Annotated in this window: 10 protein-coding genes; 8 read left to right on the top strand and 2 right to left on the bottom strand. The window is 40.7% G+C overall.

Features of this window, described 5'->3' with window-relative positions; genetic code table 11:
* Positions 1-228 precede the first annotated feature (228 nt).
* From BUB11_RS07295 to BUB11_RS07265, 7 genes are all read left to right on the top strand, one after another.
* Positions 229-744, top strand: coding sequence for a hypothetical protein (locus tag BUB11_RS07295; RefSeq protein WP_242947485.1), 516 nt, complete (start codon positions 229-231; stop codon positions 742-744).
* A gap of 235 nt (positions 745-979) precedes the next feature.
* Positions 980-1,906: a hypothetical protein gene (locus tag BUB11_RS07290; protein ID WP_073029000.1), complete on the top strand. Its 927-nt coding sequence runs from the start codon at positions 980-982 to the stop codon at positions 1,904-1,906.
* A gap of 13 nt (positions 1,907-1,919) precedes the next feature.
* On the top strand, positions 1,920-2,558 hold the full coding sequence (locus BUB11_RS07285; protein ID WP_073028998.1) for a class I SAM-dependent methyltransferase: 639 nt from the start codon (positions 1,920-1,922) through the stop codon (positions 2,556-2,558).
* A 259-nt stretch (positions 2,559-2,817) separates the two neighbouring features.
* On the top strand, positions 2,818-3,612 hold the full coding sequence (locus BUB11_RS07280; protein WP_073028996.1) for an IclR family transcriptional regulator: 795 nt from the start codon (positions 2,818-2,820) through the stop codon (positions 3,610-3,612).
* A gap of 412 nt (positions 3,613-4,024) precedes the next feature.
* On the top strand, positions 4,025-5,026 hold the full coding sequence (locus BUB11_RS07275; RefSeq protein ID WP_073028995.1) for a TAXI family TRAP transporter solute-binding subunit: 1,002 nt from the start codon (positions 4,025-4,027) through the stop codon (positions 5,024-5,026).
* Between the two features lie 18 nt (positions 5,027-5,044).
* The gene (locus BUB11_RS07270; protein ID WP_073028993.1) at positions 5,045-7,063 is read left to right on the top strand and encodes a TRAP transporter permease; all 2,019 of its coding nucleotides are present in this window, start codon (positions 5,045-5,047) and stop codon (positions 7,061-7,063) included.
* A gap of 342 nt (positions 7,064-7,405) precedes the next feature.
* Positions 7,406-7,627, top strand: coding sequence for a hypothetical protein (locus tag BUB11_RS07265; protein WP_073028992.1), 222 nt, complete (start codon positions 7,406-7,408; stop codon positions 7,625-7,627).
* 78 nt (positions 7,628-7,705) lie between these two features.
* On the opposite strand, the gene BUB11_RS07260 is transcribed toward BUB11_RS07265, so the two are convergent.
* Both BUB11_RS07260 and BUB11_RS07255 read right to left on the bottom strand, forming a co-directional pair.
* The gene (locus BUB11_RS07260; protein WP_073028990.1) at positions 7,706-9,424 is read right to left on the bottom strand and encodes a methyl-accepting chemotaxis protein; all 1,719 of its coding nucleotides are present in this window, start codon (positions 9,422-9,424) and stop codon (positions 7,706-7,708) included.
* A 14-nt stretch (positions 9,425-9,438) separates the two neighbouring features.
* Positions 9,439-11,598 carry a GGDEF domain-containing protein gene (locus tag BUB11_RS07255; protein WP_073028988.1) on the bottom strand — a complete coding sequence of 720 codons (2,160 nt, stop codon included), beginning with the start codon at positions 11,596-11,598 and terminating at the stop codon, positions 9,439-9,441.
* 333 nt (positions 11,599-11,931) lie between these two features.
* Here BUB11_RS07255 and BUB11_RS07250 point away from each other — a divergent pair, with 333 nt between their 5' ends.
* Positions 11,932-12,627, top strand: a complete 696-nt coding sequence (locus BUB11_RS07250) for a zinc dependent phospholipase C family protein (RefSeq protein ID WP_073029401.1) — start codon at positions 11,932-11,934, stop codon at positions 12,625-12,627.
* The last annotated feature ends 58 nt before the right edge of the window (positions 12,628-12,685 follow it).

Below are 12,685 nucleotides of genomic sequence, written 5' to 3'. Positions count from 1 at the left end.
TTCGGGTTAACTACTATGCAGCATTCTTAATTGAAGCACAGAACGAGAGAACGTCACTTTGGTACTATAAAACTTATTGAATAGCCCCCCGCGATAATTGATTCAGGTCCGATGATGAGAGTTGAGTTAATACTTGTGAATACATTCTGAACTTTTGTTAAAGCTATAACCATAAGAAATTTGAGTGAGAATATGGAACACCCACTTGAAGAAGAGGGAGTCTCGGAATTGATTAAGAAACTTGAAGGAAAAGGAGAGTTTATGGTATCTATACTTTTTTATCCGTCGTTCATATTTCTAATGTTTATTGTCGTACTTATAACCATCCCTAAGAAAGATTTTAAGGAATATTTTATATATGCAATGCTTCTTGGAGGATTAGGTGATGTAGTTGTAGTAGGTTTATTTCAAAATCTACTTCATATTATTTGGTTTGAAAATGCTGGTATATTCAACGTATTGGGGCAAAACATACTTTCTCCACCTAGTTGGATTCTTACAGTTATGATTTTTCTTCGACTTTTACCCCCACAAAAAATGTTTCAATACTTTTATGTCCTTGGGTTTGCTGCATTCAGCGTTATGTATGGTTATTTAGTTCATAATGTTGGATTATTTGATTTTAAACCTTGGTTTTACCCAGTTATGGCATATTTCACTTTTTTAGTTTGGTGGTCCATCATTACTTGGGTATTTATTAAGACAAGTTCAATTGCGAAAAGAGATTCTTTAAATAACCTCTGAAACTTAAAAAGTCAGAGGTTTTAGTTTTTTTATTATTGTTCTAATCTAAATCATAGCACATTAAACTTGCCCCATCCCTGCTGTAAATAGTGTTGTATAGGCTGGATGATTGAATGTTTATTATAAGCTGTGTTATGATTTCGTTGTTATTTAAAGTTAATACATCAATTGCAGATATGTGTTCGAGGGAACCACTAAATAATGACTGAAAACTGCGTTAAAAACGGAGGTAAAAATGAATAGAAAAATACTTATAGCAACTATCACAGTTTCTCTGCTTTTAGCGGGATGCGGGAAAACGGCTCCAACTAATACAACAGAACAACTCAGGGAAGAATTGCCCTCAGTTGCAACTCCAAATTCTTCAATAACAACTCATACAAGTGATGCAATTGACTATAATCAATACGTTAGAAAGACATGGATTAAGGAAAAAGATACTAATAATAGCTTCGAAAACGGAGTGTCTTTTTCTATTTCTAAAATTAAAAATGGAAAAATTACGGGAGAACTTACTGTGGTCGGTCCTGCTCCATCTTATCCTAATGATGTAGCCAATTTAAACGGAATTATTAATAAGGATACGGCTGAATTCGAGTTCACTGATTCGAGAGAAAATAAGGGAAGTATCAAATTGGTCTTTAAACCAAACGATAAGATGGAAGCAACCATTAACCTTACGGATAAATCAGAGGATACTGCAGCGCAACCGCCGGTGGGAACTTTCCAGTTCGCACCGTATAATCTTAAAGATTTAAAGGGCTTTAGTCCTATTGAGAATCAATCTTTCATGGTAGATTTAAAATCGTGGGGCAATGTTAAATTCGTATCAGGAAAATTGACAGGAGGTAACCATATACCTGTAGTATTTTATTTAACCAATAAAGACGGGGATATCCTTTATGATTTTTATGCAACTCTCCCCTATAGGGTAGATGTTAAAGCTGTTTCTTTTGAAGATGTGAGTAAAGACGGGCTAAAAGATATAATCATTATTGTTGATGATGATGCTGGACAAGGGAATGCTTCTGTAGCTACCGTCTATTTTCAAAAAGCAGATGGGTCGTTCGCTAATGATCCGAAGTTGGATCAAGAAATAAACGATTCAGTGAACAATACAGATGTAAAAACCGTAACGAGCTACTTAGCCCGAAAACTCTAAAGGAGATAGAGATATGACAGAATTCTGGGAATCGAGTTTTATAGAAAAACAAATGATGTGGGGGTTTGAACCCTCAGACTCCACAATCTTGACAAAGGACTTTTTCCTTGAGGAGAAAGTTAAGGACATATTGATCCCGGGTATTGGATATGGGAGAAATGCTAAGATTTTTTATGAGAACGGAATTAATGTAACAGGTATCGAGATTTCAAAAACAGCAATTGATTTGGCAAGACAAAACGGAGTTAATATTAGAATCTATCATGGTTCAGTAACGGACATGCCTTTTGATGACAAACTTTATGACGGTATATATTGCTATGCACTTATTCATTTATTGAACAATCGTGAAAGAAAAAAATTTATTAATGATTGCTATAGTCAACTAAAACCAAACGGATATATGATTTTTACAGCTGTTTCAAAGAAAGCTCCAATGTTTGGAAAGGGTAAACAACTGAGTAAAGATCGATTCGAGACAATGAAGGGAGTGAAAATATTCTTTTATGATGCTGATTCAGTAAAACGTGAATTTGAAGAATATGGATTAATAGAGTTTTCAGAAATTGATGAGTCAGCTAAGAATATGAAAGATAAACCTTCTGTGAGATTTATAATTATAAAATGTAAAAAAGAGAACTTCAAATCCTGACTTAAGCAAGGGGATGTAACGAAACTTGTTTTCCGGTTTATTTCATCCCCTTATATATTAGGGTCCACTTTACACTTCAAAGGTGTACAGTCCTTTTTTTTGGGATAACGCACCATCAGCTTGAAAAAATCTCAAGTTTCGTTACGGCCCCTATAAAATAATCTATATGAATTGCATTTAAATGTTAGGAGATATACAATATTATAACAAACATAAGTATGATGTTTTCAGTATGCAGGTAAAGAGAGGAGGTGGTGCAATGCAAAGTGAGGGTGTACAAACCGTCGAAAGGGCTTTGGCAATCCTAAATTGTTTTACCAACGAAGACGACATATGGGGAGTCACGGAGCTTAGCAAGAAATTAGAACTCTCTAAGAGTGTAATACATAGGATATTGGTTACGTTGCACCGTAATGGATTTGTAGAAAAGGATGTCTATACTGAAAAATACCGTCTTGGTATGAAGGTGATTGAATTAGGAAAAGTGGCAACTAATCAGCTGGGCTTGCGTAAAATTGCACTGCCGATAATGCAGGAGATGGGCAAACTCACAGGGGAATCTGTACTCTTAACAAAGAAACAAGGCAAAATGGGTTTGGGAATAGAAATTGTTGAAGGGCCATACTCAATTGCGATTCGTGCTGCTTTCGGAATCGGTCTTCCTCTGCATTGCGGTGCATCGAAAAAGGTATTGTTAGCTTTCCAAACGCAGGAGTTTATTGATACATATCTTCAAAACGAGAATCTAATTAGGGTAAGTGATAAGGGCAGAATTGATGCGAATGTACTAAAGGAAGAACTCATCCGCATTCGCCAGGAAGGTGTTGCTGTGACGGCAGGAGACGTAGATTTTGGAGCATATGGGGTGGCTGCCCCCATTTATGATGATAATGGAAACGTTTTTGCAAGTATTTCTGTTTCAGGAAGATCTTTTGGGTTTTTAGAGGAAAGGGCAGAGCAAATCTCGTTACTGGTAAAGAAAGCGGCCCGTGAGATCTCTGTGAAACTGGGTTATCCTCACCATGGAGTAAAGGGTGAGGAGTTTGATAAATAAACAGAAATAAAAATAAGATTTAGATTTAGATCTTCCTACCTAGATGGTAGGATTTTCGATTTTATAGAAAAGTTTTATGAAAAGGTTTCACTATATCGATGTGAATTTCTTGACGCTGCATAAATCTTGAACAAACCTTCAACAACATAAAGGTGAGGGCGAGGTTCGTCTTCAATATAATGAATATTTTGAAAGTTATGTTAAATAGGTAGACCTTGAAAAGGATATTATGTTATAATTTTACTTAGGAACATGGTACCAATAATCGGAACGCACATTGCAATTGTGTCAATGAATAATACCGTATTTCGGTGTAATCAGAAAATAAATAACAATAAAGGGGTTGATAAAAGCTAGGTTTACTTATCCAAAGTTTAAGAGGGAAAAATTATAGGAGGAGGGCGAATCTAAAATGCACAAAAAATTGGCGTTAATAATGGTTATTATTATAACTCTGGCTCTGACGGGGTGTGGAAGCACCAGTTCCACCGGCGATGGTCAGACGACCGAGAAGATTCAAAAAGTGAACATTGCTACGGGGACGACTTCGGGTGCTTATTACCCAATAGGAAATGCCATGGCTAAAATTTGGTCGGACAAGGTTCCGGGCGTTAAAGCTTCAGCTCAGTCAACTGAGGCAAGCGCTGCTAATATGAATTTCTTGCAACAAAAGGAAGCCGAAGTAGCTTTTACCATGGCCAATGTGGCTGTGTACGCTTATGAAGGTCAGGATACATTCAAGGGACGGGCCAACAAGGATCTGCGCGGTATGACCTTCTTATATCCTAATGTGACTCAAATTGTCGTACGTAAGGATTCCGGAATCAACTCGCTCAAGGATCTCGAAGGCAAGAGATTTGCTCCAGGGGCAACGGGAAGCGGAACGGTAACCAACTCTAAAGAAGTCTTGGGGGCCTATGGGCTCAATTTTTGGGAGACTGATAAGAGCAATGTGAAAGCAGATTACGTTGGATTTACTGAGGCGAGCGAATTGTTAAAAAATAAGCAAGTCGATGCGGCTAACTTCTCCGGTGCCATGCCCTTAGCGGCGATTATGGATGTCTCTAACTCGATTGACATTAAGCTGATTTCCCTTGAACCGGAGATGATAAAAGAGATTGTCACCCAATATCCCTTCTACTATGAGGTGGTCATTCCCAAGGGAACCTACAAGGGACAGGATGAAGAGGTACACACGGTGGCTTTAGCTAATTTATTACTGACTCGAGCTGATCTGAGCGAAGAATTAATCTATGACCTTACGAAAGGGATTTATGAAAACCTGCCGGATCTGTTGAATGCCCACTCCATCACTAAGAACATTAAGAAAGAAGATTCCAATAAAGGGATGGGTCCTCTGCCCTTGCATCCTGGTTCCATTAAATACTTCAAAGAAGTTGGGGTCATGAAGTAAGGAGGTGGTGAACCAGACATGAAGGACCGGCAAGGAACAAGTGACGATAACCAAGTTGAGAGATTATCAGCGGATGGAATTGCCTCAGAGGAAGTCGTCCAAGAATTCTTGGAAAAGTACGATAAGGAATCTCAATTCCGGAAGTTTATGCCCCGGACAAAGCTTGCGTTATTAGTCTCAGCAATCGCTGTTTCATTTTCTCTATTTCATTTGTGGGTAGCGGGTTTTGGGGCGCTGGAGGCCATTAAGTTGCGCTCTGTTCACCTAACCTTTGTCATGGTGCTGATCTTTCTGCTGTATCCTGCCCACAGGAAAGGGATGCGCAACAAACCGGGCATTATGGACTGGGCAATGGTCGCGCTTAGTATGGTAACGGGTCTCTACATGGTCTTCGCCAATGAGTCATTAGCCATGCGTGGAGGTCTGCCGATAACCCGGGATTACATCATGGGTGCGTTAGGCATCGTGGTAGTCTTAGAGGCGGGACGCCGGGCCCTTGGCAAAGAGTTGCCGATCCTTGGCGTACTGTTTCTCCTCTATGCCTACTTCGGAGAATACATCCCGGGGACCTTTGGGCACAGTGGTTTCAGCCTGAATCGGATTATTGCCCATATGTATCTGGGTTCAGAAGGGATCTTCGGTGTCGCACTCGGTGTTTCAGCCACGTTTATTTTTCTCTTTGTATTATTTGGTGCTTTCCTTGGGGAAACGGGCATGGCCAAATTGATTAATGATGCGTCAATGGCCATGGCGGGAACCTCACCGGGCGGGCCAGCCAAGGTTGCCGTATTTGCAAGTGGAATTATGGGAACCATCAGTGGCAGCGCGGTGGCTAACGTAGCGACAACCGGTGCCTTTACCATCCCCTTGATGAAAAACATTGGCTATAAGCCTCACTTTGCGGGGGCGGTGGAAGCCGTCGCTTCCACCGGCGGTCAGTTAATGCCTCCAGTCATGGGAGCAGCGGCGTTTATCATGGCAGAATTCTTAAATATCCCTTATAAGGACATAATGCTGGCAGCGTTAATACCGGCGTTTCTCTATTACTTAGCGGTCTTTACCATGGTGCATCTAGAAGCCGTTAAGACGGGATTAGTGGGCGTGTCCCGTGACAAATTACCCATTATGGGAGTGGTCATGAAAGAGCGGGGTCATCTCATATTGCCCCTGATAGCGATTGTTTACCTGCTGATGAAAGGGGTAACCCCAACCTTTGCAGCCTTTTACGGGATTTTGACAGCCATTGGGGCCAGCTTCTTGCGGAAAACGACACGAATGAGTTGGCGAGGACTTCTAATGGCCTTGGAAATGGGGGCAAAAGGGAGTGTGGGTGTAGCAATAGCCACAGCGGTCGTCGGGTTTATCGTCGGAGTATCCTCACTGACGAGCCTGGGCATAACCCTGGGAGACAATATGATTGCCTTTGCTCACGGGAACTTGTTTGCAACCTTAGTCTTGACGATGATTACCGCCATCATCCTGGGCATGGGAATGCCGACCACTGCGGTTTACATTGTGGGAGCGACTATAGCTGCCCCGGCTCTCCTGAAATTGGGGATCGCTCCGTTGGCTGCTCACCTGTTCGTATTCTACTTTGGCAACATCTCAAATGTTACCCCCCCTGTAGCCTTGGCTGCCTTTACAGGAGCCGGGATTGCCGGAGCCAGTCCAAGTCGAACGGGGTGGGCAGCAGCTCGTCTGGCATCCGCTGGATTTCTAATCCCCTTTATATGGATTTATTCCCCCGCCTTAATTGCCCAGGGAAGTCTGGGTGAGATTCTGTTGGCGGCTGTAACGGCAAGTATTGGGATTATTACGCTAGCCTGTGCGGTACAGGGATATATGCTAAGAACAACGAATGTTATCCAAAGACTATTCTTGTTTGCAGCAGCCCTTGGATTGATTAAGCCGGGATTGATAACAGATACGGTGGGTATTTCGGTATTGATAATTGTGTTCCTCTGGCAGCGGTATCAGCGTAATTCAAAAAACACTATCAGGTCAGCTATGAGTTTTGATCAGACTATTGAGCGATAATATCATATGGACATGGGTCTGACTCGCGATAGAATTTTAACTTTGTTGCTAAAATTCTATCGCGAGTTTATATTTTTAACCTAAACCTAAAAGTTCGTTAAGCAAAACTTTACAATGAAAGTATATATTTAATAGTGTTAATATATATAGAAAAGAGGAGGTACCTATAAAATAGGTTAATTAACAGCAAGCCTTGTATTATCAATACCCTAACAAAAGTATCGAAGAAATCTCATCCTAACGTTTTTGCGACGGAATCCTATTAATACTTTGCGTCGGCTCCTATAAGATTTATTTCTTGAGGTTTTAACGCCTGTCTGTATTAAAAAGGAGGCTAGATCAATGACCCAGCAATATAAATATTCCTTATTAAATTCCAAAGAAGCTACATACTATCTGGAGGTTTCAAGTTTTAAATTTAAAAAGCTTATTAAGGAAGGGCATTTATCTCCGCAGATTTGGACTAGTCGCAACGGTAAAGAGGTACATTTCTTTGACCCAACGGAGTTGACTAAAGTTAAAAAAATGTTGATTAAGGAAGGTTATCACTACCAATATGCCTAATTAGTTTTGTGAAAAGATGGCTCCTGCTTGATGCGGGAGCCATCTTTATTGCAGGCTGAGACGATTGTAAAACACGCTTTAAATCCTAAATTTGCTAACCCCATTTTGTAAGTCCTGAGCAAAGTTTGACAGACTATGACAAGAAAGGTTTATCTCATCGATAGAAGCAGTGAATTCGTCAATTGCTGAAGATACATTTGCCGCCTGTCCAGCTGTACTCTGACTAACTGCGCCGATATCTTGAACCCCTGAAACGATCTGTTGACTTCCTGCCGCCATTTGCTGTATGGAAGAGGAGACTCCGCCAATTTGTTCAGACACTTCATCAACCATTTTCAAGATATCATTGAGGCCGTAACCTACTTTATTTACCGCTTCAATACCATCATTGACGTAAATCTCTTCAGCATTCATTGCAACAGTAGCATGGGAGATGTTTTCCCGGTTAACAACAACCAAATCTGAGATTTGTCCAGTTGCTGCTTTAGCCTTTTCAGCCAACTTTCGAACCTCTTCAGCTACTACGGAAAAACCGCGTCCGTGTTCACCAGCCCGGGCAGCTTCAATGGCGGCGTTTAAGGCTAGAAGGTTGGTTTGTTCGGTGATACTGGTTATTAAGTGAGCAATGTTTGCTATTTGTTCAGAGCTATCAGCCAGTAAAGTAATAGCATTTTTAACAACTTGAGTTCCTTCACTGACGTTGTCCATTTGTTTAACGGCCTGGGTGAGAGCCATTTGCCCATCTTTCGTAGCAATAGCCGTTTTTGTTGTCAGAGCTGTGACGCGCTGACCTGCCTCTGCTACTATTTGAATGTTAGCGTTTATTTGTTCTAGAGCTGCCACAGTCTCGCTGACTGCGCCAGCTTGTCTTTCCGTGCCACATGCCACCTCTGAGACGGACAGGGAGATTTGGCCGGAGGCCTTCGACCCCTGTTCTGTAATAGTCAAGAGCTGGTTGGCAGAGGAGGTTACTTGTTCGGAGGACTTCGAAACTCTTCTTACCAAAGTTGACAGATTTATTGTCATCTGATTAAAAGCCTGTGCTAATTGTCCGGCTTCGTCCTTGGATTCAGTATTGATCCGGGTTACTGTTAGATTTCCTGCAGCCAGCTCACGAACATTTGCCAGCATTATTTGCAAAGGTTTGGAAATGGCACGAGCTACCAGGGCCCCGATGGTTACAGCCAGTACTGCGGCGGCAAGAGGGAAGGTAAATAAAACTTTCTCGGCACGGATAAAATTAAGATTTTCGCGGGCGATGGTACTTTGGGCTTTCTGGGCGCTGAAATCTACAAGTTCGGGAAGCAGGGTGTTTATTTCCTCTAGAATTTTGGTAACGTTAACAGAAAAATAGGCGTAGGCTGCGTCCTTGTCATTGCTATCTATAAGAAGAACTACCTGCTGCCATTCATTACTGTATTTTTGCAGTTCTTCTCTTACTTTTGTCAGTTTTGCAACTTCAAAGGGCTCAATGGCATGGGAAGTATAGTTGTCCAGGGACTCATTGATCAAGCCTTGCAATACAGTTGTCTGAATAAGCAAGTTTTGTTTCTGAGAAGAGTCAAGAGGGGCCAAAAGGAGTTCTGCGTTGACACTGCGGATCATTCGGACATTAGCATTAGCCTCATTGATCAATTTCACTGAAATCAGGGAATTTGAATAGATATCGTTCATAGCCACTTTGGCTTGTCGATAATAGTAATACCCCATAAAACTTAAACCAAGCATGAATACTACCATGACAAGGACTAAAGCATTGATTTTATAAAATGTTTTCCAGTTATTGAACCACTTCATTACATTTACTCCCCCTATCTAACTAAATAAGAGTTGCCTCCAATTGCCTTAACTTCTTTCTTGATCTGGGCAGCCCGCTCGGAAACGAGCAAAGGTGTCCAATTCTGCTCTGCGGTGTTTATGATGAGGCCTGCCAGAGCAACGCTTAAGCTTTCTGTTCCGGTTAACTGCTTACATGATTGTTCGAATTGGAAGAGTATATTAACTGCTAATTTTTCCAGTTCTAAAGATGAGGAGATGATTATAAAATCGTCGCCGCCAATGTGACCAACAAAAGTTTCCTGAGCAGAATTGTTGGATGCATTCAGTAAAACCTCGCTTAACATCTTAATAGCTACATCTCCTTGTTGGAAACCGAATAAGTCGTTATAATATTTGAATTTGTTAAGATCAACATATATTAGACCAAAGGTCGATCTGCGTTCTAAATGCTGTCGAATTTCTTGGTCAATGAGGAGGTTGCCAGGCAACCCGGTTAGTGGGTTAGCACCTCGGGCAATTTGGATCTGTCTCTCAGCCATGGTTTTAATTAAATTTGCCACTGAGACCAACCCGATGGGCTTGCGTTGATTTGCGATAATAATACCATCATAGAGCTGAGAACCAGAACGTTGCATAGCTAAACTAGACACCACTTCCAAAGGAGTGGTGTCTTCAACTATGAGTGGATTTGTGTCCATTAGAATTGGAATAGTGCGTTCAGAATAAAGTGTGACACCATAACGAGTACCTAGGGCTGAAAATAGTCTGTCTCGTTGCATTACACCGACTAAACGGGAGTCCTCAGTTATGCCTACTAACCATTGATGTGGATGATCACGGAAATAAGTTTCTACAGCATTAACCAGAGTATGAGTATTGAAGAGGGGTAAGGGTTCTACCATAGAAAGAATCGAGTTTTGTTCTGCAGATTTGAGCCGGTGTTTGACATCTAAAAGCTCTTTAACTGCCGGATTAATGCACTTTCGTTCAAAGGAGGGTCTGGCAATAAAGAATCCCTGTATGTAATCCACCCCCAATTGGACTACCGTGCGCATTTCTTCTGCAGTTTCAACCCCTTCGGCAATGATGCGGCATCCTATACGCTTAGAAAAGGTAACAAACGTTTCTAGTAAGGCCCATTTGATAGGATCAGCATTAACTCCTTTTATTAAAGATCGGTCAACTTTAAGAAAATCAGGATGCAATTCAGCAACGGACTGCAGGGAAGAGTAGCCAGCCCCAACATCATCTAAAGCGATTAAGTACCCCTGCTTACGATAATGATCTAAGGCATCTCGGAATGTGGAAAAATCTTCTATAGCACTTCGTTCGGTAATTTCCAGTACAACATCTGAAGGAGTTAACCCTTGTTCACTGAGGAGTTTTCTGGTATGACCAGAGGCAAACTCAGGGTCAATTAGGACAAGAGGGTTAATGTTAAGGAAAAGTCTTTCTTTATTATGGGATATTGAAGGGTAGGAAGTAATGGCTTGACGCCGGCAAAGTGTTTCGATTGGATAGAGCTGCCCAATCTTTTCGGCAAATGGGAAGAGATCAGCAATATTGTTAAAACAAGTAGAACTTGGAATACGAGCCAATGCTTCAAACCCAAACACTTCTCCGCTTCGAGCTTCAATGATTGGTTGAAAAGCGGCCTTCAAGTATTTTTCGGGTTCTTCAATTAAATAGGTAATCTCTTGGCGACGAGCAAAAAAATTTGGATCAGGTTCCGATTTATTTAGAAGGAAAGCCTCTTTCACAGCCGCATACAGTAAATAATCCGGGCTTCGGCCGGCTTCGTTGATACACTGGGCGATTCCCGAACGAAGATTGATTTTCTCGCTAACCAGTTTCCTTATTCTGTGGTTAAACCTTTCTTCCAGAGGAATAACCCATTTTTCGATGGCTTCCGTTATATTCCAATGTATTTTTTTTCCGGGTACGAAATAAACAACGAAGTCGTCCCCACCTCTGCTTTCAAAATGAGAAAACAGGTAGAGATTACGTTGCTGCTTAATCGTATAACTTATTTCATTTTCAATTTCTTCTAGGATTTGTCTGCAAATTTTGTAGCCGTACCGAAATTCCACCTCCTGAAATTTAACAATGTCAAGATATAAAACCCAGACTGTTTTGTCATCCCTTAGTAGACGGTATAATTTTCGTTGGCTTATATCTAGCGACTTAAACATTTGAAAACTCCTTTTCAGATCAAACATCGCCTCTAGTCGACTCTTCCCATTAAAGATCCTTATTAAATAATAATGTCTTAGTGTAAAGTTTTGATGAATTGAATATTAATTTATTGTTAAATTTGCCTTCTGTAGGCGAAATTATTTACTTTATTTCAGTTACAGGAGCTTAATCTTCTTGTATTTATCTATAATAAGTAATTCTAGTAAGAAATAATTTAAAATAACTTAAACTTAACAGAAATTAGTCTTTATTTAACATAGAAATAATACATTCTTTACAGTTATGCCTTAAAATTATCTATAAGAACAAAGGAGAGGTGTGACTTGATTATGTATGAAAGGATTATTGGTCAAACACTCAGTAAGATGACGAAGATACTTCTTGCTTCGGCAGGTCCCTTGCAATATTTTCTTGACACTCCAGGTGTAACCCATGTTCATTGTCTAAAACAGGCCTATATTGTATTGAAGCAGGATGGGAAAGAGGATGCAGCCACATTATTCAATACTTATCACTCCGCGCTCACCAAGGGCTTATACTGGGCTGATCGCGGTTGGAAAAACGTTAATCATTTTTACAGCCATCCTGACAAGCAGGGAATCATCGGCTGGCCGGGCGCAACCGCTGAGTGCCAATACTATTTCAACAAGGCTTTTAGCCTTTTTCCCAAGAACCTTGATAAAGGGATGTTTTTCTTGGGAGCAGCGTTACACCTAATACAAGATATGTGTGTACCTCATCATTCGTTGGGGATTTTGTTCGACGGTCATAAAGAATTTGAAACATGGGCCACCGAAAACTGGGATAAATTTCCTGTTATAAAGGGTACGTATCTACCGTTTCAACATCCAGCTCAATGGATTGATCATAATGCTCATGTTTCCGGACCTTTATACTCTCTGGTATCAATAAAGGAAGGATGCTCTGAAGAGAGCTATATAAAAGCGTCGGAAACTTTAATTCCTTTGACAATTGCCACTTCTGCAGGTTTTTTGGATTTTGTTAGTCAAAGAATTTACACTTAACATTCCAGCAAATTAGATTTATTCGAGCTTTTTGTGACTTCCTATAATTATTGCAGTA

This window comes from Desulfosporosinus lacus DSM 15449 (assembly GCF_900129935.1).
Taxonomy (GTDB): domain Bacteria; phylum Bacillota; class Desulfitobacteriia; order Desulfitobacteriales; family Desulfitobacteriaceae; genus Desulfosporosinus; species Desulfosporosinus lacus.
The sequence above is the reverse complement of the archived record's forward strand: the minus strand, read 5'-3'. Positions and strand labels throughout refer to the sequence as shown.